The organism is Hanstruepera ponticola (assembly GCF_012931685.1).
Classification (GTDB): Bacteria; Bacteroidota; Bacteroidia; order Flavobacteriales; family Flavobacteriaceae; genus Hanstruepera; species Hanstruepera ponticola.
On sequence record NZ_JABANC010000007.1, the window covers coordinates 15,888 to 38,732 of the forward strand.

General features: G+C 32.2%; 22 protein-coding genes. 4 read left to right on the top strand and 18 right to left on the bottom strand.

Annotated features, from left to right (window positions below; genetic code table 11):
- Nucleotides 1-54 precede the first annotated feature (54 nt).
- The 14 genes from HGK31_RS13335 to asnB all read right to left on the bottom strand — a co-directional run bounded on the left by HGK31_RS13335 (nucleotide 55) and on the right by asnB (nucleotide 11,553).
- Complete coding sequence (locus tag HGK31_RS13335; protein WP_191860686.1) at nucleotides 55-735, bottom strand: CPBP family intramembrane glutamic endopeptidase; 681 nt, start codon at nucleotides 733-735, stop codon at nucleotides 55-57.
- Nucleotides 736-759: 24 nt separating this feature from the next.
- On the bottom strand, nucleotides 760-1,323 hold the full coding sequence (locus HGK31_RS13340; protein WP_191860688.1) for a helix-turn-helix domain-containing protein: 564 nt from the start codon (nucleotides 1,321-1,323) through the stop codon (nucleotides 760-762).
- 105 nt (nucleotides 1,324-1,428) lie between these two features.
- On the bottom strand, nucleotides 1,429-2,124 hold the full coding sequence (locus HGK31_RS13345; protein WP_191860780.1) for a DUF6090 family protein: 696 nt from the start codon (nucleotides 2,122-2,124) through the stop codon (nucleotides 1,429-1,431).
- A gap of 31 nt (nucleotides 2,125-2,155) precedes the next feature.
- Nucleotides 2,156-2,860: a DUF6090 family protein gene (locus tag HGK31_RS13350; protein ID WP_191860690.1), complete on the bottom strand. Its 705-nt coding sequence runs from the start codon at nucleotides 2,858-2,860 to the stop codon at nucleotides 2,156-2,158.
- A 31-nt stretch (nucleotides 2,861-2,891) separates the two neighbouring features.
- Nucleotides 2,892-3,590: a DUF6090 family protein gene (locus HGK31_RS13355; RefSeq protein ID WP_191860692.1), complete on the bottom strand. Its 699-nt coding sequence runs from the start codon at nucleotides 3,588-3,590 to the stop codon at nucleotides 2,892-2,894.
- A gap of 28 nt (nucleotides 3,591-3,618) precedes the next feature.
- Nucleotides 3,619-4,407 carry a DUF6090 family protein gene (locus tag HGK31_RS13360; protein WP_191860782.1) on the bottom strand — a complete coding sequence of 263 codons (789 nt, stop codon included), beginning with the start codon at nucleotides 4,405-4,407 and terminating at the stop codon, nucleotides 3,619-3,621.
- Nucleotides 4,400-5,158, bottom strand: a complete 759-nt coding sequence (locus tag HGK31_RS13365) for a DUF6090 family protein (protein ID WP_191860694.1) — start codon at nucleotides 5,156-5,158, stop codon at nucleotides 4,400-4,402. The genes HGK31_RS13360 and HGK31_RS13365 overlap by 8 nt, the downstream gene beginning before the upstream one ends.
- A gap of 2 nt (nucleotides 5,159-5,160) precedes the next feature.
- Nucleotides 5,161-5,940: a DUF6090 family protein gene (locus tag HGK31_RS13370; RefSeq protein WP_191860784.1), complete on the bottom strand. Its 780-nt coding sequence runs from the start codon at nucleotides 5,938-5,940 to the stop codon at nucleotides 5,161-5,163.
- Complete coding sequence (locus HGK31_RS13375) at nucleotides 5,937-6,644, bottom strand: DUF6090 family protein (RefSeq protein ID WP_162920003.1); 708 nt, start codon at nucleotides 6,642-6,644, stop codon at nucleotides 5,937-5,939. Before HGK31_RS13375 ends, HGK31_RS13370 begins: the two co-directional genes overlap by 4 nt.
- Before the next feature lie 28 nt (nucleotides 6,645-6,672).
- A complete protein-coding gene (locus HGK31_RS13380; RefSeq protein ID WP_191860696.1) occupies nucleotides 6,673-7,428 on the bottom strand; it encodes a DUF6090 family protein in 756 nt (251 codons plus the stop codon).
- Between the two features lie 4 nt (nucleotides 7,429-7,432).
- Nucleotides 7,433-8,161 (bottom strand): DUF6090 family protein, encoded by a 729-nt coding sequence (locus tag HGK31_RS13385; protein ID WP_191860698.1) that lies wholly within the window; start codon nucleotides 8,159-8,161, stop codon nucleotides 7,433-7,435.
- 55 nt (nucleotides 8,162-8,216) lie between these two features.
- Nucleotides 8,217-8,960 carry a DUF6090 family protein gene (locus HGK31_RS13390; RefSeq protein WP_191860700.1) on the bottom strand — a complete coding sequence of 248 codons (744 nt, stop codon included), beginning with the start codon at nucleotides 8,958-8,960 and terminating at the stop codon, nucleotides 8,217-8,219.
- A gap of 95 nt (nucleotides 8,961-9,055) precedes the next feature.
- Complete coding sequence (locus HGK31_RS13395) at nucleotides 9,056-9,817, bottom strand: hypothetical protein (RefSeq protein ID WP_191860702.1); 762 nt, start codon at nucleotides 9,815-9,817, stop codon at nucleotides 9,056-9,058.
- A 74-nt stretch (nucleotides 9,818-9,891) separates the two neighbouring features.
- On the bottom strand, nucleotides 9,892-11,553 hold the full coding sequence (gene asnB, locus HGK31_RS13400; protein ID WP_191860703.1) for an asparagine synthase B: 1,662 nt from the start codon (nucleotides 11,551-11,553) through the stop codon (nucleotides 9,892-9,894).
- A gap of 259 nt (nucleotides 11,554-11,812) precedes the next feature.
- On the opposite strand from asnB, the gene HGK31_RS13405 reads away from it, so the two are divergent.
- Nucleotides 11,813-12,358 carry a DUF2911 domain-containing protein gene (locus HGK31_RS13405; protein WP_191860705.1) on the top strand — a complete coding sequence of 182 codons (546 nt, stop codon included), beginning with the start codon at nucleotides 11,813-11,815 and terminating at the stop codon, nucleotides 12,356-12,358.
- 71 nt (nucleotides 12,359-12,429) lie between these two features.
- Here HGK31_RS13405 and HGK31_RS13410 read toward each other — a convergent pair whose 3' ends face one another.
- From HGK31_RS13410 to HGK31_RS13425, 4 genes are all read right to left on the bottom strand, one after another.
- On the bottom strand, nucleotides 12,430-15,315 hold the full coding sequence (locus tag HGK31_RS13410) for a tail fiber domain-containing protein (RefSeq protein WP_191860707.1): 2,886 nt from the start codon (nucleotides 15,313-15,315) through the stop codon (nucleotides 12,430-12,432).
- Between the two features lie 93 nt (nucleotides 15,316-15,408).
- On the bottom strand, nucleotides 15,409-16,053 hold the full coding sequence (locus HGK31_RS13415; RefSeq protein WP_191860709.1) for a response regulator: 645 nt from the start codon (nucleotides 16,051-16,053) through the stop codon (nucleotides 15,409-15,411).
- 1 nt (nucleotide 16,054) lies between these two features.
- A complete protein-coding gene (locus HGK31_RS13420) occupies nucleotides 16,055-18,928 on the bottom strand; it encodes a sensor histidine kinase (RefSeq protein ID WP_191860711.1) in 2,874 nt (957 codons plus the stop codon).
- A 53-nt stretch (nucleotides 18,929-18,981) separates the two neighbouring features.
- Nucleotides 18,982-19,614, bottom strand: coding sequence for a 7-carboxy-7-deazaguanine synthase QueE (locus HGK31_RS13425; RefSeq protein ID WP_191860713.1), 633 nt, complete (start codon nucleotides 19,612-19,614; stop codon nucleotides 18,982-18,984).
- Between the two features lie 115 nt (nucleotides 19,615-19,729).
- Between HGK31_RS13425 and HGK31_RS13430 the strand changes: the two genes are divergently transcribed.
- From HGK31_RS13430 to HGK31_RS13440, 3 genes are read left to right on the top strand one after another with little or no spacing between them, the layout of a single operon-like run.
- Nucleotides 19,730-21,265 carry a helicase HerA-like domain-containing protein gene (locus HGK31_RS13430; RefSeq protein WP_191860715.1) on the top strand — a complete coding sequence of 512 codons (1,536 nt, stop codon included), beginning with the start codon at nucleotides 19,730-19,732 and terminating at the stop codon, nucleotides 21,263-21,265.
- A 31-nt stretch (nucleotides 21,266-21,296) separates the two neighbouring features.
- Entirely contained in the window at nucleotides 21,297-21,848 is a 552-nt protein-coding gene (locus HGK31_RS13435; RefSeq protein ID WP_191860717.1) for a hypothetical protein, read from the top strand.
- A 22-nt stretch (nucleotides 21,849-21,870) separates the two neighbouring features.
- Nucleotides 21,871-22,845, top strand: a complete 975-nt coding sequence (locus HGK31_RS13440; RefSeq protein ID WP_104736398.1) for a YitT family protein — start codon at nucleotides 21,871-21,873, stop codon at nucleotides 22,843-22,845.

Consider the following 22,845-nt stretch of genomic DNA (forward strand, 5'->3'; position numbering starts at 1 on the left):
ACTCATTTTTCACACTTCAATAGGTGATTTAATTAATAAGTAAATGCTACAGTTTTAGCTTGATTTCAGATAGAGTTTTATAAAAATTAAAGTGAAAATAGACGGAAACAAACCTTTAAAAATTAGAAACAAAAAGTTATTCCATTCAGAAATATTAATTCTAGAAACTTCTGTGAAAATTAATTCTCCATATGGTTGTGACTCGAAAAAACATGCATTTATTAAGTTTACACCCAAATGAAACCCTAAACCCATCATTATAGATTTTGTCTTATAAAACGTATATGCCCATACATATCCTGTAAAACCCGTTATAACTAGAACATACGCCAAAAGAATTAGCCTTCCTTCAATAATACCATAGGAAAACCAATGATACACGCCAAATACAATAGCCGATAACCAGATAGCTTTTACAGCTCCAATTCTTTGGATTAAAATATACAGTATAGCACCTCTAAATACTAAATCTTCGGTAAGTGCAGACTTTACATGATAACCAAAAGCTTCAAACATCAATGAATAATCTATTGTGCTTAACTTCCATTCAACTTTTAAAATTTGAGTTTCAAAAAAAATGTTTAGCAATACAATAATTGAAATAACTAAAAATCCTAGAGCAAATTGACCTAACCTTTTAAAGCTTGGAACAATTCCTAAAACATTAATATTCTTTTTCTCAATAAAGTGTAGGAGCACCCATGAGACTATTATTATGACTAATAATCCTAACATTGTAATTAAATAAAAAAGGTTAAACTATTTTGTTTTTAAAAAAGGTATCGAAAGTGGATACTTAAAAGTTCCTGTTTGTAGTGACCTCGAGATATTATATATAGCTGTCACAATGCCAAAAAGCACTATTGCTCCAGAAATGAAAAAATTATACCCTGGAATAATGAAAAATGACAGTAATGATAAAACAAACAACAAAGTAATAGTGCTATGAAAATTTACAACAGCTCTGCCGTGAGCATCATACACCTTGTTATCTTCGGCTTTATGAATCCAAATAAAAAGTGGAAATAAAATGCTTGCAAATGGAATTATTAATCCTAAAAAGGGTGAACCATGAAGTAGCAACATCCATTTGCGTTGTATGGCTTCTTCTTTAGGATTATCTAGAACAATTAAGTCGTCAACTTCAATATCTAATCCTACTGCAAGTAATTTTACAGTCTGTAAATGCGGCTGTACTTCGCCTTTCTCAATTCGTTGAATGGTACGAACACCAACAGTTGTTTTTTCGGCCAATTCATCTTGAGTTAAGCCTTTTAACTTACGTTGGTAAAGTAAATTTTCTTTAAGTGATGGATGTTTCATTTTGTATCATTTTGATGGTACAAACTTACAGTGTTATTTTGGTTTTTTACACGCCATTTAAATGTCACCTATCTGTCATTTATAATGTTTATGGGATTTTCAGGCTTATTTTTTTAATTCAGCGTCAATTTGACTCATTAAAATATCTAATCTTAAGATTTCTTTGTTATAAAGCCGATTAAGGATTTTTGGAATTCGTTCGCGATCTCTTAATCGATTAAGAAATACTTTATCGTTCATGAATTGATTTTTAAGAAGGTCATCGATTGGAAGTTCACGTTTATCGCCAATTTTATAGAGATTAGCATGTTCATGTAAGTAATCATAATATATATTAAAGGTTTTTTTATCTATAGTTTCCCATTCTCTAATATTCTTTAAATGCGCTTGCCATGACCCTATTGCCAAGCGTAAACTATCATTAGTTATAACATCTAATTTACCAGAGCCTAATATATCTTGTATGGTACCTTCTTGCGATTGATAAACAGTAAACCCTGTAGCATTCATCATACAATTAACAAAACTCTTTAAACTCAATACATCTAATTCTCCTGTTTTATGTTGCAATATAGAATCGGCATATTTAGACGTAAATTCAGTTTTCTTTATGACACGATCAAGCTCTACTTTATTTGCTTTAAGATCTGAATAAAAATTTTTTAAAAATTGTGTTTCTTTGAAAGTGTTTTTTCTGTTTTCATTCCAATTATTAATTTGAAGCGCAATCAGAATACCTATTACTACAAGAATAATTTCACCTATAGCGTATTTAATGTATTTACCTGTTTGATTTTTCATAATTAGAGATTGGCGTATATGACGAAAGAATTTAATCATGCTTATCTTTTTGAGCATTCAAGATATCTAAAAGCTCCTCTGTCTTTGCTAAAACTTCTTTAGTTAAACCAAGATAACGATTAATCGCATGGTTATTTACCAATAAGGCGTTTATGTAATGTGGTGCAAGTTTAACTGGATCAACATTTCCCCATAGCTGTTCAGCTAGTGCTTGATTTATATCCTCACCCAAAACATAATTTTCCTTATAACTACTATAGAGGCTAAAATAGGAATTTCTATTACCGTTAGAAACCCCAATCTCAAATGCTTGAAGCCGATTAAGCTCCATAATTTCTTGAATAATAAAATCCTCAAACAAATCAATATTGCCAGTAGAAGTTAAAATGTTAAGCGTATTAGTATTATACGTATTCATTGTTCTCAAACCTATTAACCCCGAAATTTGAGCCATATTTTTAACATCTTTGGCTTTTGTTGTTGGTTCTTTAATAACTGCCAACAAAGAATCTGAATGCTTTACAAAGCCCTCTTCATTCTCTTTGAGTCTAGCATTTAATTGAATGGTATCTTTAGTGAGATCATTTATTAAATTTTGAACGTAGACTTGTTTAAGCTTATTTTTTTTGGAAGCTTCATACCAAGTGTTAACTTGAAGTGCTATCAATATACCAATAACAACAAGAACAATTTCGCCTAAAGCATATTTAAGATATCTACCTGTTTTATTTTCCATAACTAGAGATTGGCGTATATGACGGAAGAATTTAATCATTTAACTGCTGTATGTAATCAGTACAAATTTCTATTGTTTCAATATTTAATTGTAGTAGTTCTTTTAGCTCTTGATTATTACTTAAGGCAAAGTTATTTACGAGCCTGTTTTGTATTTCATTATCTTTGATTATGTCATTGAGTAGATTTTGATCTATGATTTCATGGGTAATAAATAATCTGCCATTAGTTTTTTCATAAACTAAATCTCGCATAATATTCCTATTTTCAACATAATTTTTGCCTGTGTTTTCTTCCATACTGTCATAGGCATTGTAAAGCTTTAGTATTTGACTCCTTAACATTTCATCTTTGATGAGCGAAAGTCCACCAGCATTTTTCACTTCTTCTATGGCTCCCTTGTTAGGAACAAAATTTTGGATACTACTAAATATGCCCCTCAAAAAGTGAATAGATAGTGAATCTGGTTTTCCCGTTTTACCATCAAAATAGTCGAGCAATATGTGTTTTGAATTCACAATTTTGTTTGAAACCATTACCAAATCTGTAAGATTCTCAGCATCAGACTGTAAGTCTTGCGTAAGTAACTCTACATAGTTTTGTTCTAGTTTTTGTTCTTTACTTCGTTGATTCCAGTTATTTATTTGAAGTGCAATTAAAATACCAATAACCACAAGGATGATTTCGCCAATGGCATATTTAAAGTACTTTGCAGTCTTGTTTTGATTCATTAGGTCGTATCTGATTTTTCTAAAAAACTTAATCATTTATTTCTGTATCAATTAATTGTATTAGGTTTTCAATAAAATGCACTAAATCTTGATGCAAACCAGCCAGAAAACTGTTATTCATAAAAGCAAGCCTTAATCCATTATTAAAAATTTCATTGTTATGCTGCCACTGTGCATCTTCAATAAGTTTCGCGTGATTGGGTATTGGAATTTCGTCGCTACTTAGTCGTCTGGGTAATCCATAAGCCGGTTGTTTTAAATCAAAAAAATTAAGTGCGCTCACATTATTAACATGCGTATCATATAAATACACCTCATATTCCCTCCTCATATGATGTTCTCCCGTTTCAATACCTGCATATAGCTTTTCTAATTCTAACAACCCATTTTTTATAGAGTCGTTTTTTATCAAGCTCAAATTTCCTGAACTTAATAGTTCTTTAAATGTATTATTATTAGGAACAAACGTATTCCATATAAAAACAAGCTCATAAGTATCGGTGTAATCTTGAACAGCTTCAATAGAATTTGGCGCCATTGAGTTTAACAATAGAGAACTAGCTTCAGCTTTTTTGAATCTATAATCTGCAAATTTCTTATTATTCTTAAGTTCGCTTTCTAAATCAGATTTTAAGTTTTGAAGATAATTTATTTCTTTAAGTCGTTCTTTGCGTAATTCATTCCAGTTATTAATTTGAAGCGCTATTAGAATTCCAATAACGACAAGGACAATTTCACCAATGGCGTATTTAAAATACTTGGATGTTTTATTTTCCATGAGTAATGATTTTCTGATATCACGAAAAAATTTAATCATTTGATTCTAAATTTAAAACAGTATTGATCTGCTCTATACCCTGTAAATTATCATCTAAATATCCTTTTGAAATATGATGCAAAACTTCAGTGTGATTCTTTATGGCATTAATATAATACTTGTAGGCGTTATCATTCAATATGCTTTCATAATCTGCTACTTGTGCTGTTCCGCTAACATATTTTCCATCTGTAATTTGAATAGGATACCACACACTAAAATAATTTGAAGCTTTGTTAATTCTAAAATCTTCAATTTGGTCAATAGCAGTTTGTTCCATTTGGCGCAACCAATTGAGGTTGCCTTCATATATTCTAAATATCAAATCTCTCAATTCCAAATCAGATATTAAGTCTAATCCTTTAGATTCAATAGTTTTATACGCACCAGCATTAACAATAAATTTTGTCCAAACAGCAGTATTAGCAAAATGAACTTTTAGAGTATCTGAATATGGCAATTTTTTATTTATATGATTTACTATTACATTCGAAGATTCTATCAAATTTTCTTGCATTCTAATATTGAATTTTAAATCTCCAGAATTTCGCTCTAGATCATTTTTAAGCTGAATGAGTAGTTGTTTTTCATAGTTATCTAACTTTCTTTTTTCGTTCCAATTATTTACTTGAAGTGCAATTAAAATACCTATAACCACGAGTATAATCTCTCCTATAGCGTATTTGAAATACTTACCTGTTTTTCCTGTTTCCATAAGTTTAAATCGGATTTTTCTGAAAACTTTAATCATGGTTAGTCTTTCAATTCTTTATTAATAGCAAAAATTAAGCTATCAGAATAGTTAATAATTTGTTCCATCTTTTTGAAATTAGCCTGTTGACCACCTTCAATTAAAGCCAAACCAATTTGTATGTTTTGGTATTTTTCTGAATTTTTATCAAAAAACCAAGTGTAGTTATTAATTTTAAAATTTAGACTGTCTTTATTATAGTCAAGTATCATTTTATAATATCCATCTCGCATAATACGAAATCCCTCGCGCATAGTTTCTGAATTTCCTTTGTTGTACAATTCCTCTCTTTCACAGCGTTTATAATATTTTTTAATAGCATTTATTAGTGAATCAGACCCGATAGTATAGAGCTTTCCTGTATTAATTAATTCCTCATATGTACTATTATGTAAATTTAAATAGGCTCCGCCAGCACCCAGATTGTTATTTAAAATAAATTCCAAATCAGATTCTTGCAAACCTCGATACGTTAATTTAAATAATGAGTCACAGTTAGAGAGTGCCTTTTCTAATGGTATATAATTTTTTGGTAGTTCAGCAGATTCAAAAGCTAAAATCTTCATACGATTTTTATTCATTTCTAAATCGTTAATAATTTTCTCCAAAAAGACCTTATTGCTCGATTTCATAAGCCTTTTTGAGTTCCAATTATTTATTTGAAGTGCCAATAAAATGCCGATGACAACCAGAACAATTTCTCCAATAGCATACTTAATATATTTACTGGTTTTATTTTCCATTAGTAATGACTGCCGTATGTGGCGAAAGAATTTAATCATTTTTCGAGTTTTTCTATTTCTTGATCTATTTTAGAAATTAGGTTATTGGCCTTTTTATTAAAGTTTTCAAATCTTTTATATGACCTTAACTGCCTGTAGCCTATTTCTGTACAAACATTATAAAATTCTTCATCTTGCATCATGGTTTCGTAATCAGTAGGAACATACGGCAAATATTCCTGGTTGAGTGTTATATTTCTACGTAGATACTTTTTTGCAAGTGGTAGAAATAATGTTGTATTAATTTGATTCATACTTGACATGTCTGAATTATCCAAAATGTCCATTTCAACTTCAATGAGATTGATAATTTCTCTTCTTAATGGTGTACTAGATATTAGATTGACGCCAATACTTTTAAGGTTTTCAAATCCAGCATAGGTGAAATCCGGGTCCCAATAACCCGAGAAATTAGAAAAATAAACCAGCAAACTGTCATTAAAGGGCGTTTTGTTTTCGTAAAATTCTATGATTTTTGTATTATTAGATAGGCTGGATTTTGTATGCTTAATGCCTTCTGTTAAATTACTAATATTATCTTTAAGGTCACTTTTTATATCCTTTAAGATACTTATTTCTAGTTGTATTTTTTTTCGACTTTCGTTCCAATTATTTATTTGCAAGGCAATCAAAATACCTATAACAACCAGAACAATTTCACCAATAGCGTATTTGATGTATTTACCAGTTTTGTTTTCACTCATAAGGTTTAAGCGTATTTTTCGAAAAAAATTAATCATTTAAATTCATTAATTCTATATTTATTTGGTCTAAACACTCTAATACTTTCGCTTCCAAATTTCTGTAGTTATTTAACATATATACTCTCAAATCTTCATTCATCACTAACGCATTTTTAAATTCTTCGTCTTTTTTAAGGGCTTCAAAATTTATTGGTCTGCCTAACTGCTCACCTGCTTTGAGGTCTTTGCTTAAATCTTTCTTCACAGAAATTCTCTTTAACACAGCTGGCATAACAATTTGATATTGTAATGCATGGTCGTCTTGGATTTCAAAATCAATGACATTTTGATAATGAAATGAATAAAGCTTCGTAATTGTCTGCCGCAAATCATCATTTGAAATAATTTCAAGTCCGCGAGATTTTAGAGTTTCATAGGCACTATAATTCACAACAGATCTTGTGGTATATAGCAGACTTCCGTAATAAACATCTAACGAGTCTGAATACGCATCTTGCTCATTTAGGCTTTGCAAAACGACTTGACAGGCCTTCAGTCTTATCTTATTAAACTCTATATTAAACCTAACATCTCCTAGGTCAGTTTGTAAATTATTTGCAATTTCTTGCAGATATTTTATTTGAATTTTCTTTAGCTGATTGTTATTATTCCAATTACTAACTTGTAATGCTATTAGAATTCCAATAACAACGAGGATAATTTCACCAATGGCGTATTTGAAATACTTACCCGTTTTATTTTGTTCTAGAAGTGATTTGCGGATATGTCTAAAGAATTTAATCATTGTTTTATATTGTTTTATCAATAAGTGAAATGATATCTTCGGCTTCTTTAATAATTGGTACTATTACTCTATAGTTATTCCAATAAATATCACCTTCAATATCCAGTAATTTTAGTAAGTCTTTATTAGATTTTAAGTCCTTTGTATTTAAGCGAGCTCTTACATACCAAGTTTTTCCATTTACATAACTAAGTTCAAGAACCTTTTCACGTAATTTCACCCTTTGAGTGTACGTTTCGTTATATTCTTTAATAAGTTCTTTACCACGTGGCAACCTATTTTCATAAAAACGTATCAATCTATTTCTTAATGAATCATTAGTTATTTTATCTAAACCTATTGCTTTTAAAGATTCGTATGCACCTTTATCATATGTAAAAAGTATACCTGTACTCGCATCATTAAAATTCTTTCTAATAATACTATCATGTGCTTTTTCATTACTGTGCATATTTTTTATCAAGTTCTCTATTCCCTTTCTTTTCGGTAATATTCGCTCTTCCAATATGGATTGATTTCGTTCTAAATCTAGTTGTATAGAAGTTTTAATTTCTTTTAAAATTTTGGTTTGAAACTGGTTGCTTTTTCGGTTTTCATTCCAATTGTTAATCTGCAAAGCAATGAGAATACCAATAACCACTAGAAAAATCTCACCTATGGCGTATTTAAAATATTTGGATGTTTTATTTTCCATAAGGAGTGATTTACGAATATGACGGAAGAATTTAATCATGATTATACATTTTACATGATTATACATTTTAACTATAGAAACAAAAACTCACAGATTAATCCTCATAGGTTTCGCATTCACTTATTATTTCAAGATGCAATTGCTTGGCATCGTTATAGAATCTCAAAATAAATCTATTCTGAAAAACCCTATTTACCAAAACATTCTCATAGGATTTTAATTTAAGAAGTTCTTCATTAGAACCTTCAAAATTTGAAATGCCGTAGCCCAATGGATCTCCTGAAGTTAAGTTTTTCACAATAGCATGTTCTTCCAAATACTCAAAATATTTTTTTCCTCCCGAAATATAAAAATCGTACCAGCTTAACAAATTGCTGTAAAAACTTTCCCACTCAATCAATCGTTCCTTTAAATTATTATTGGAAAGCTTAGAAAGTTTTCCAGAATTCTTTATGTTACTCAAAGTGTATAGACTAGGATCCCAAACTGCCATCCTGAAGGTCATTCCAATAAGGCTATCAACTTTCCCTAAATCGCCTTCCATGTAGTCTGGACCAATATGGTCTAATAAAACATTTCCTGCATTGATAAACGCTTCCACATTACTCATATTAGACTCTAGATCGATTAAGTTCTTCTGGAATTCCAACTTAAGACTAGCTATGGTTGCTTTTTCTTCTTTTAAGGTTTTTCTACCTTCATTCCAATTGTTGATTTGGAGCGCAATGAGAATACCAATAACCACAAGAATGATTTCGCCTAAAGCATACAGTAAGTATTTAGAAAACTTGTTTTCTGCCAATAGGTGTTGGCGTATTTTTCTGAAGAATTTAATCATATAGTTGGCTGTTTTATGTCTAAAGATAAGTAATTTATAAAATAAAAAAAGCCAGCTTAAAAACTGGACTTCAATTATTTATCAATAAATAAAACTCAAAAAGTTTTAATCACTCTTAATACTGCTGAAGCTTCTGTTTCTGAATCTTCAAATCTAGGACCTAGACCAAACTGAAATGCCAGTCCACTATCAAATTCATAATGCATTTGAGGCAGCACCAATAGTGACATCTCATTATTATCACGTCCTTGCAGCGTTGGGTCTGTGTTATTAAACTCCAAACCTAGAACTATATGTTCATTTAAATCTGCAAATACCGATGCATTCAATAAAATAGTTTCTTTTTTAGCTGGAGCATCAGATCCTGCTTCCAACATTACACCAAAAAGACCAAGTGTACTCCACGTTTCATTAAACCTATAGGCCGGCACATAAAGAAAACTAAATTCAGTTATATTATCATGTAGCATGGTCTCTCCAATTATCTGAATACCATGTATATATTTATTATTTTTTGATTGTCCAATGGTCCATTGTATGGCTATTTTTACCGCTTCCAACTCAAAATTTTCAAAAGGCAACTCTAATTCTACCGCAAAACCATCAAATAAAGCATATTCAACTTCAGGTGCCCACTCGACTTCTCTTGATGATATATTATTTATTGGAAAATCTGCAAGTGCATTTATTTCTAACTCACCTTTTTTTGCTCCTAATCCGCGTACTAAATCAAACATAAGAGGTTCAGGAATACTAACAGTTTCAACAACATCAGTCTCTTGTGCAAATGATTGATTATTGGGAAACAGAATTGTGATTAAAAGGATTCCAATTAACAAATTTTTAAAATGAGTCATAGATATTTGTAATCTTTAGAGTAAAGATACTTCATTAAAAAATAAAAAAACCAACTCACTTGTTGGTTTTTATTCTAATAGGCATCATCGTGTACTTTCGCGACTGCTCTTCCAGATGGGTCGTTCATGTTCTTGAATGCTTCATCCCACTCTAAAGCTATTTTTGTACTGCATGCCACACTAGGTTCCTGTGGTACGCATTTAGCTGCAGCATCACTTGGAAAATGGTCTTCAAAAATGGAGCGATAATAAAACTCTTCTTTGTTTTGCGGAGTTTGTATTGGGAATCGGAAATGTGCATTAGCCATTTGATCATCTGAAACATCCCTTTCTACCACTTCTTTTAAGGTATCAATCCAACTATAGCCCACACCATCACTAAATTGTTCTTTTTGTCTCCAAGCTACACTTTCTGGTAACATATCTTCAAACGCTTTACGAATTACCCATTTTTCCATGCGTTCACCATTTATCATTTTATCTTCCGGGTTGATTCGCATAGCTACATCCATAAATTCTTTATCTAAAAACGGCACACGACCTTCAATTCCCCAAGCTGCTAAACTCTTATTAGCACGTAAGCAATCGTACATATGAAGTTTGCTTAATTTCCTCACTGTTTCTTCATGAAATTCTTGAGCATTTGGTGCTTTATGAAAGTATAAATAACCACCAAATAATTCGTCTGCACCTTCACCAGACAAAACCATTTTTATTCCCATAGATTTAATAACACGAGCCATTAAATACATGGGTGTACTGGCGCGAATGGTTGTAATATCATAAGTTTCTAAATTGTAAATCACATCTCGAATAGCGTCTAACCCTTCTTGTATGGTGAATTTAATTTCGTGATGAACTGTTCCTATGTGATTAGCTACTTTACGAGCAGCAGCCAAATCCGGTGACCCTTCCAATCCTACGGAAAAACTATGCAATTGCGGCCACCAAGCTTGCTCTTTGTCATCTGCTTCAATACGCCGTTCAGCATACTTTTTGGCAATTGCTGATGTTATTGACGAGTCTAAACCTCCTGACAACAGTACACCATAAGGCACATCACTCATAAGTTGTCTATGAACAGCATCTTCTAATGCTTGTCTAATTTTAGCAATTTCTGTTCTATTGTCTTTAACAGCTTCATAATCTTCCCAATCACGTTTGTACCATTGTACAAACTGTCCATCTTTACTTGATAGATAATGACCCGGAGGAAATAATTCAATTTTTGAACAAACCCCTTCTAAAGCCTTAAGTTCCGAAGCAACATAAAAGGTACCATGCTTGTCCCAACCTATATATAAAGGAATAATTCCCATATGGTCTCGCGCCACAAAATATTCATCCTTATCAACATCGTAAATAGCAAAACCAAAAATGCCGTTCATGTCATCAACAAAATCAACTCCTTTTTTCTTATATAGTGCCAAAATCACTTCACAGTCACTTTCGGTTTGAAACTTGTAATCAGGAAATTGCTTTCTCAATTCTCTATGATTATATATTTCGCCATTAGCCGCCAGTATGAGTTTTTTATCTTCACTCAATAAGGGTTGTTTACCTGAAGTCGGGTCGACAATAGCCAATCGTTCATGAGCTAAAATAGCTTTGTCATTATCAAATATTCCACTCCAATCAGGTCCTCTATGACGAATAGTTTTTGCCATCTCTAATATTTGAGGTCTTAATTCCTCTGTATTTTGTTTTAAATCAAAAGCACATACAATTCCGCACATAATTCTTCTATTATTATAATTATGAAACAAATATGATTCTAAATATACTAATTATAAACTTATTTTTATATTTTAATTATAATTAAAAACTAAATATCCATTATTTGTATATAATTATAATTAAATTACAACACAAAGAATATTTCACTTTAAAATGTAAACTTTATCAAAATCTTTCGACTGTTGGATAACTATTCTATAACTTTAAAAATTATTAATTAACCCATTTCCAATTCAATGGAAATTCAAACTATTCCAAATGAAAAAAACATCAATTATTTCAACAATTACCATGGCATTCGTCATGTTATTAGCCATGAATGCTTCTGCGCAAGATTTTGAAGGATTAAACAAAAGTCCTATGGATGCAGCCTCTTTCCCATCGAGCTACAAAGTATCCGATAAACTCATAAAAATAGTGTATAGTAGGCCACAATTAAAGGATCGTGAAATCAGTAAACTAGCACCTAATGGCGAGGTTTGGCGCACTGGTGCCAATGAAGCTCCTGAATTAACCTTATACACAGACATGAATTTAGGTGATACCAAAGTATCAGCTGGAACATATACTTTTTTTGTTATTCCTGGTGAGAAAGAATGGACAGCTATAATTAGTAAAGACTTAAATGTTTGGGGAAGTTATTATTACAACCAAGCTAATGATGTAGCACGATTAAAAGTTCCAGTAACAACTGGAAAGGATGTGCTTGAAGCGTTCTCTATAGCATTTGAAGGTGTAGACAATGGCGTTCATATGCATTTAGGATGGGGAACTACTAGAGTTGCTGTACCGTTTACAAAATAATCTACTGAAATTACATTCCTACTAAAAACGCCTTGATTTCTCAAGGCGTTTTTAACTATTAAAAATTATAGTTATTGGTTGGTTGGTGCTAGTTGTGCTTCTATTTTTTCAATCCTACTCGATAAGGTTTCAAAATTTTGCAATTTTAACTTTAAAGCCTCAATTTCTTTTTGTTGTTGCTCAATACGTTTTTGTTGTTCTTGTGTTGCACTTACGTTCAACATACTAATGGCGTCATAATCCACACTATGAAAATCTTCTACTTGACTACCAAATACAAATATTTGATTACCAAAATCATTAGTAGTTTTTTTAATAACTAAAGACTTCTCTGAAACTTTTAATACTTCAGCCAAAACCTCTATATTATCTTTAGTAACAAGTTTAATGGTATCTCCTTTTGAGAGCGAAATTGACTTTGAAAATTGCAATGACATATTTCCATTATTCAATTGTTTTACTGTAGCAAGTTGGTATACGTTAGGGATAAACTCTGTTGATAGATTTACAGCATTTGGCAATACTTCTTTTACTTGTTGTGCTATAACTTTTTTAGACACCATATCGCCTTTCATTTTATAATCTTTAAAGCTATAATCTGTAATTTCTATATTCATTAGGCTTTTTAAATCCTCTTTGCTATCACTAATACCAACGATGTTTTTAATACGTTCATCAGAACCCGTTGCAAAACCAAGAGATGAGAACATAGCTCTTGAAGCCGCAATACTGTACGTCCATCCTGAACCATTTGCACCATAACCAACACTAGCATTAAGGTAGTATGCTGGTGCACTATTAAGCCCATTAATAAATGAGGTAACATGCAATGGGTAAGATGGTGTAGTTGTACCAATACCCACATTACCATTTTTTAAAATAGTTAAGGCATTAGATCTTGAAGTATTACTTAATCCATTACCTACTTCAAAAATAGGATCAGTTCCAACATGAACTGTAGGATTTCCTGGGGCTCCAACATTAAATAGACCAATAGAAAACGCACCTACACTTTCCGATCTTGTACCATAACCGTGAGCTGAAGCATAATAACCTTTTGCAGAGGAATTAAATCCGGAAGTGAATGCATAATTTCCCATAGGACCATTTCCAACACGATATGGATTTCCTGTCGCTTGCGTAACCACTTCACTAGAAATAGAAAGATCAACTGCTTCAAATCCAAGACTACCATGACGTGTAAGATCACGTCCAATTAATCGAAAACCAGCCGTACCACCACCATCATCAACTATACGCTCCAAGCCCGTTGGGTTTGTTATTGTTGGTTGATTGGTTAAGTCGTTATAGTCGCCGCTAAATGTTGCATCAATATAATTTGCATCAGCATATTCTTTTGTTATTAAGGCTTTATTATTTGTAATTTCAGAAATATCAAAGGATGGTGCTGTTATGGTCCCATTTTTAAGAACTGTAAGCGCATTAGAACTCCCAAAAACTCCATTTCCAATTTCAAACAAGGGGTCTGTAGATACCCAAGCTGTAGTGTTACCTCCACCAACATTATAACGTCCTATAGCAGTTGAAAAACTAGCAGTAGCTTCTGTTTGGTTTCCCATTGCTACTGAATTAACACCAGATGCTTCTGTATTTAATCCCATTGCAGTAGAATTTTCACCAGAAGCAATTGTGCTGCGTCCCAATGCGGTAGATGTAATACCAGAAGCTGTTGTACTTAGGCCCATTGCCGTAGAGTGAATAACCGATGCATTGGTACCAGCTCCCAATGCTATTGAATAATCACCTGAAGCAATTGTACCATTCCCGATTGCAAATGCATTAATTCCAGATGCTTCAGTATTTAATCCAATTGCAGTAGAATTTTCACCCGTTGCTCCACGAGTACCACTTGCACTATTTGAATGACTATGATCTACTGCATTTAAACCTATATTTCCATAGTTTGCAGGGTTTCTACCAATTAATCGCCAACCAACTCCATTCCCTTCATCTATAGCTGCTAAACCTGTTGGGTTGGCACCAAGGTAATTGGCATCTGCATATTCTTTTGTTATTAAGGCTTTATTATTTGTAATTTCAGAAATATCAAAGGATGGTGCTGTTATGGTCCCATTTTTAAGAATTGTTAACGCATTGGATCTTACGGGAAAAGTTTGGCCGTTACCAACTTCAAAAATTGGATCTGTAGGAATCCATGAATGATTATCACCAGTTCCAATATTCAGAACTCCAACGGCAGTTGATCTATATGCATCAGCATTTACATAATATCCCATTGCTGTGGAATTGTCACCAGAAGCAATTGTATTCCGTCCCATTGCAGTGGAAGTATTTCCTGAAGCTGTTGTACTTAGGCCCATTGCCGAAGAGTGAATAGCCGAAGCAGTTGAGCCAGCTCCAATTGCCATTGAATAATCGCCTGAAGCGATAGTACCATTCCCGATTGCTAATGCATTAATTCCAGATGCTTCAGTATTCAATCCAATTGCAGTAGAATTTTCACCCGTTGCTCCACGAGTACCACTTGCACTATTTGAATGACTATGATCTACTGCATTTAAACCTATATTTCCATAGTTTGCAGGGTTTTTATCTATTAACCGCCAGCCTATACCATTGCCTTCATCAAGAGCTTCCAAGCCTGTTGGGTTAGTGCCTAAGTAATTGGTGTCTCCATAATTTTTTTCGATTAAAAACACCCAAGATGTTGTGGCGTTATCCCAATAATAAAACCCTTTGGCAGGCGCACCATTACCAGTTGCATATACCAGCATGCCGTCTTGATTGGCTCCAGGGTTACTTCCTGGAAACTCATCTATTTTAGGGATTAACAACCCATCTGTATTTTCGGGAGTAGCCTGGTTTGATGACTGAATGTCTAAACTTGCCGAAGGGCTTGTAGTACCAATACCCACTTGTGCAATGGTTATTTGAAATATTAAACTAAACAGGGCAACGATATATCTAGCTTTCATAACGTATGATTTTAACTATTACTGCAAGATATTTTATATTAATAGCGAATAAAATACGTAGTTTATGTAAAAACTACGTAGGCCTACGTAGTACTATATGGAAAGAATAAAATCCTTATGCTCCTGTGCCCAATTAGAAAGTGCATCCATCTCATTTGTCAAATCTAACTTTTTAATAATGTTAGATCTATGCTTCTCTACTGTACGTGAAGAAATAGAAATAACATCTGCAATATCTTTTGAAGATTTCCCTTGTGCAACTAAGCGCACAATGGTTCTTTCTGAAGGAGATAAGAACTTCATTTTTTCTAATTCCGGTGATACTTCATTTTGATTGACACGCTTAAATTCTGAACTAAAATAGGTTTCTCCACTTGCTACTGCTTGAATACATTTATGAAGCTCTACCGATGGTTCATCTTTTAATATATAGCCATGAATATTTAATTTTTGTGCTTTTAAAATAAAGCCTTTCTCTTTGTGAGAGGTGAGAATAATAAATTTTGTATTTAGGTTTTTGTCTTTACTTTTTTGAATGACCTCAAAACCTGTAAGTAAAGGCATTTGAATATCTAGTATAGCTACTTCAGGTTTAAGTGAAGTTATTTCACTTAAAGCCATTGCACCATTATTTACTGCCGCAACTACATTATAGTTAAATGTTTCCAACTCATCCACCAATCCTTTTAAAAGTATAGGATGATCATCTGCCACTAGTAAAGATATCTTATCACTCATTTTACACTGGTATTGTAACTTCTATTGTTGTCCCATTATTTAAAGTACTTATAATGTGGAATTCTCCTCCTAATATACGTATTCGTTCTGTCATGGTTTTTAGTCCTAAACTTTTTTGTCTTAACGCAGCAATATTATCAAACCCTTTTCCATTGTCTATGACAGAAAGTTTAACAATTTGGTTTTTATGTTCAATAACAACTTCTAGTGATTTTGCTTGAGCGTGTTTAATTACATTATTAACTGCTTCTTGAATAAAACGATAAATATTTAAGCTTTGCTCTTCGTTAAATAATTTGTTTATAGTATCTATATCTACTGAAACAAAGAGCTCTGTTTGTTCGTCAAGATCGTATAACAATTGCTCTATACTTTCAGTAAGCCCAAGTTGTTTTAGGTTAGATGGGTACAAGGCTCTGGATATACTTCTTACTTCTTCTAAAGCTTGATTGGTTAATGAAGAAAGTTCTTCTTGTTTATTATTTTGAGCTTTCTTTTTTATTAAGGTTAATTGCTGCCCAACACTATCGTGTAGATCTTTAGAAACACGTGTACGTTCTTCTTCTTGAGCCTTAATTAAATCTCTTGAAAATCTTTTTAATTGTTCTTTTTGGACTTTATTCCTCCAAACTATAATTATTAATGCGAGTAATGAGTTTAATAATACAAAACCAATCCAAAACCAAGGCAACCTCCAAAAGGGAGCTTTTATTTTAAAAGGGTATGAATACATATTTTCCTGCCATATGCTATTCCCATTGCTTGCAGTAAATTCAAAAACATAATCTCCAGGAGGAAGATATGAGTATACTACTGTATCATCATTTGTATCACCAGACCAAAGATCACTATCTCTTAAACCTTTTAGTCTATATTTATACGTTACATTTTCTGGATTAGAAAATGTAATTGCTTCCATATTAAATGTAAGGTAATTACTTGTATAAGGAAGTTCTAGAACATTATTCTTACGATATAAGCTATCGTTTAGTGTTTCAGAGAACACTGACACCTTATTAAGGTTAATGTTTGGCGCAGTTATGTTGTACTTGTATTTTTCTTCATCAAATAATAGTAAACCATCTGAAGATGCTGCTACTAATAGTCCATTATCTGTGAATTCTAAATTATGGTTACTATCGCCTTTAAATGAAGCGTTAAAAAAATCTTTATTAAAAAAGTAATTTTTAGAAACCACCGAATCTTTTTGTAATAAATAATTTAAATCAATCTTTTTAAGAAATTTTTGGGTTCCTAACCATAAATAATCCTTATTAACTTTAAGGGTATTCAAATTATCTAATTTTCCAAAACGACTAAATGGGAAATTAGTAATAGAAATAGAATCATTAGTAAAAGATAAGAATGAAAGTTGTTCTTTATTAAGATCTCCTAAAACTATATTATTCTCTCCATAAGAATCTATTCCAAAAAAATATGAATCTTCAAAATCTTCAATATCAATTTCCTTTAATTGCCCCTTATAAAACTGAAGCAGCGCATTTCTATGTGCAAAAATATAGCGATTTTTTAGCGCTCTTATACCCAAAAAATACTTATTCCTATTGTTATGGTTTATAATCTTAAAATCGTTTTCCTTCAAAAATTCATAATGTTCTCTTCTATAAAAAATTGATTGAATTGAATCGTTATAAAAATGTCTGAAATGCCCATCCTTAATTAAGTTTGGGATATTTTCATTATTTAAGCGGAATATGCTATCAAATGTTGAAAACAACATCTTATCATCAGCTGCTTTTGAAATACCGTAAATTGGTTTATCTACAATAGTATTAACTTTTTCATCCTTTAGAGATATGAGACTTTGGTCGGTCGCAACCATAATTTCATCATCAAATGGCAAAACTCCTATAATTTCATCTGAATTAAATCCGACTTCGGTATTGTATAATTTAAATGAGAAGTCTCTATATTTTATTAAACCATGTCCATCTGTTGCTAACCAAATGTTATCTTCATTATCTTTGATTACTTTATAAATGTAAGGTGTTGGCAACCCATTTTCTTGATTTATAATTTTACAGGATTTATTTAATTTATTATAAATTCCAAATCCATTACCCTCAAAAGCCAATAGCAATTCTTGGTTGTTTAAAGGATATATGCCATAAACTCTATTTTGGTCATAGTTCGTGTTATTAAATTTTTCTTTAATAGTAACTTTATCAGACTCTAAACTGACCATTTCTCCATAAGTCCCAACCCATAATGCATTACCATCTTTTAGTACGGAATAACAAATATTATTTAAGTCGTGCGTATTATTATCAATAAATTCAATTTTAGCAGGGTTTAGTGTAAGTTTTGCTATGCCATAATTAAGCGTAGCTATATAGATTGTATTCTCATCAAACCAAGTGACATTAAAATGTATAATTTTGGTATTGGATTTGTTCTCCACTTCCAATTTAGACAATACACCTTCTTTATAAGTCAGAAACCCATCTTTACTAAACATGTAAATTGTACCATCTTTTGATTCCAGAAATGCAGCGATATCTAGAACTCTATCTGGATGTAAATTGGTTAAATTTGTTATACTATTTTCATAAATAATTGAAGCTCCTTTAGCGCGAGTTCCAATCCAAATCCTACCTTTGGAATCTTCAAAAACAGTATTAATATAATTAGAAGACAAGCCATTATTTACATTGTAGTTATTAAAATGCTTTCCGTTAAAACTAGACAATCCTCCGGGAGTAGCCAACCAAATTCTATTGTCTTTTCCTTGAATAATTTCATTAATAGAATTATGTGCTAATCCATCTTGAGTAGTAAATTGCTTGAAGCTGTATTTCTGCCCAACAGTTAATAAGGGTAAAATAAACAGAAAGAAGAAAACGTATTTTCGCATATAAGAACTAAATTTAATTGTTTATTTCTAATTGCTCAAATACTTCTCAAAAATTAAGGAATATTCAAATACTTATGAGTCTGAAGAGAAACTTTCCATTTCGGATGTTTCATAACATAATCTACAATTTCAGGAATTACCTTTTCGCGTTTACTCCATTCGGGTTGTAAGTATAAAATACAGTCTTTATTTGCTTTCGCGGCTTGTTCTTCGGCAAATTTAAAATCACTTTTATTATAAATAATGCATTTTAATTCATGTGCTTTTTGATAAATCTCTTCGGTAGGCAATTTGAGCTTTTTTGGTGACAAACAAATCCAATCCCATTGTCCAGTTAACTTATAAGCACCTGAAGTTTCAATATGTGTTTGAACGCCTTTAGACTTTAGCTGTTGTGTTAACGGCCCCATATCCCATGTTAACGGTTCGCCACCTGTGACTACTATGGTATCACTATACTTAATGGCATTTTCAACTATCTTTTCAGTTTCAGTAGGTGGATGTAATTCCGCCAACCAGCTTTCTTTAACATCGCACCAATGACAACCCACGTCGCACCCACCTATTCTTACAAAATATGCGGCAGTTCCTTTATGATAGCCCTCACCTTGAATGGTGTAAAATTCTTCCATTAAAGGCAATAAAAGTCCTTTATCTATTAGCTCTTGTCTTTCACTTCGTGTCATAGCTTGCAAAGATAGTTATTAAGTTGAAAGCTAATGCTCTGAATTCGTAAGATTTTGTTTAGAATAGTTTCTGTATATAGGCATAAGATTAGTATTTTTATGGAAATTTTTGAAAATGAGTAGACAGGAAGAATTCTTTAAACATATAACGGAAGGGAATACCAACAAAGGTGAATATATAACTTTAGGCTCTGCTATGTTAGATGGGACAACCGTTAAGAATGCCTTTGTGAATGTTCCACTAAAAACCATGAATAGACATGGTTTAATTGCTGGAGCGACAGGTACAGGAAAAACAAAAACTCTACAAGTTTTAGCAGAAAACCTTTCAGAAAAAGGCGTACCTGTTTTATTGATGGATATAAAAGGGGACTTAAGTGGATTGGCGCAACCAAGTCCAGGACATCCAAAAATCGATGAACGTCATGAAGCCATTGGCCTTCCCTTTAATCCTAAAGCTTTTCCGGTTGAAATTTTAACACTTTCAGAACAAAATGGTGTGCGCTTACGTGCGACAATTAGTGAATTTGGACCCGTATTAATCTCTCGAATTTTAGATGTTACTGAAACACAAGCCGGCATTATTTCTGTAATATTTAAATACTGCGATGACAACAAATTACCCTTGTTGGATTTAAAGGATTTTAAGAAAATACTACAATATGCTACTAGTGATGGAAAAAAGGAATTCGAAAAAGCCTATGGAAGAATTTCTACGGCGTCAACTGGTGCCATTTTGCGCAAAATAGTTGAGATAGAACAACAGGGAGGTGAGCTGTTTTTTGGCGAAAAATCATTTGAAGTAGACGATTTGTTACGTATTGACGAAAATGGCAGAGGCTATATAAATATTATTCGGTTAACCGATATTCAAGATAAGCCAAAACTGTTCTCAACCTTTATGTTGAGCCTATTGGCTGAAATATATTCTACATTTCCTGAACAAGGCGATTCGGGAAGACCTGAACTCATTATGTTTATTGATGAGGCTCATTTAATATTTAATGAAGCCTCAAAAGCATTGTTAAATCAAATTGAAAGCATCGTTAAACTCATCCGTAGTAAAGGTGTTGGGTTGTATTTTGTTACTCAAAACCCAACGGATGTACCTGAAGCGGTTTTAAGTCAATTGGGATTGAAAGTGCAACATGCGTTACGCGCTTTTACGGCTAAAGATAGAAAAGCCATAAAATTGACTGCTCAAAATTATCCTGATACAGCATATTACGATACAGCCGACGTTTTAACCTCATTGGGAACTGGTGAAGCATTGGTTTCTGCATTAAATGAAAAAGGGAGACCGACACCATTGGCAGCAACTATGATGCGCGCACCCATGAGTCGTATGGACATTTTAACGGATACAGAATTGAGAAATCTATTATCTGATTCTGATTTAGTTAAAAAATACAACGAAGAAATTGACCGAGAAAGTGCTTATGAAATGCTTAACAAAAAAATAGAACAAGCCGAAGCCGAAGCAGCTAAAGAAAAAGCAAGAAAGGAAAAAGAAGCACTTAAAAAAGCTGAATCCAAAAGAAAAAATGGAAGCACCAGAAAAAGTACACGTATGAACCCAATTGTTAAAGTATTGACAAGCGCTACTTTTATTAGAAGTGTTTTTGGTATACTTACAAAAGTCATGAAATAATAAAATCTAAATTTAAACTGAAATAACAGACATGAATAAAATTTTAATACCTCTTATATTAACCCTATTAGTATTTGTTGGATGCAGTAAACAAGAGGATCCATTTTTAATAAGTAAAAAAAGCATTGGTCTTCTTAATGATTCAACCCAAGTAAAAGATCTAAAAACTATTTACAAAAATGATTCCTTGGGTTTTGTAAAGAACAACAATCAGTTTATTGATGATGGTCGAGACATTGAAGTATTTGATACTTCAGGGAAACCATTGTTAGTATTAACACCTAGTAAAGTTTCTGACTCAACTGCAACAATAGCAACTATTAAAATTATAGATTCACGTTATAAAACAGCAAAAGGCTTATCAACGAATAGCACATTTGGAGATATAAAAAACAACTATAAAATATCAAGTATTCAAAACACCTTTAAAAATGTCGTTGTTTTTGTTAATGAAATAGACGCCTTTTTTACAATTGATAAAAAAGAATTACCAGCCGAATTACAATTCAATTTAAACGCTGAAATTGAAGCCATTCAAATTCCAGAGAAAGCAAAGATTAAATATTTTATGATTGGATGGTAAAACGAGACCTTAAAAGACCTTAATGAAATCATCAATAGTTTCTAAATTACTCACTTTTGTTGCCAAGAAAAAGCTTGAAGCGCAAAATGCTTCAAAAGATATTTCTAATAAGCAACTTGTTCCGCTTATAAGAAGTTTACAGGTAGAATTAAGCCATGCTGTCAAGGAATCTATATTTATTATCATTGGCGTGTTTTCAGCTGGATTTGGTTTAAAAGGATTTCTTTTACCCAATCGTTTTATTGATGGTGGTGCCACCGGAATTAGCTTACTTCTTGAAATAGTCACGGAAATTCCATTAAGTTATTTTCTTATTCTAGTTAATATCCCTTTCATCATTTTGGGTGCCAAAATGTTCAATGTAAAATTCGCCATTAAAAGCATTGTAGCCATTATGCTTTTAGCGTTTGTAGTACACTATATTGATTACCCAACCATAACAGATGACAAGTTGCTTATTGCCGTATTTGGCGGATTCTTTCTTGGACTAGGTATTGGTATGGCCATGAGAGGAGGCAGCGTAATTGATGGCACCGAAGTTTTGGCTATTTTTTTAAGCAGAAAACTTTCATTAACCATTGGAGATGTTTTGCTTTTAATTAATCTAATTATTTTTTCATTTGGAATTTACGTACTATCCATAGAAACTGGACTTTACGCTATGCTAACCTATTTAGCAGCTGCCAGAACAGTGGACTTTGTTGTTGATGGTGTAGAAGAATATGTTGGCGTAACTATAATTTCTGCTCATCATGAAGACATAAAAATCATGCTAATTGATAAATTAAGACGTGCGTGCACAATATATGAAGGAAAAGGTGGTTATGGAAAAAATGGCGTTAGCACCAAACGAGATATTATTTATACAGTTACCACGCGTTTAGAGTTAGCAAAATTAGAAACTGAAATAGATAAAATTGATAAAGAAGCCTTTATTATAAAAGGGTTAGTAAAAGACATTAAAGGCGGTATGATAAAAAAACGCCCTCTTAAGTAA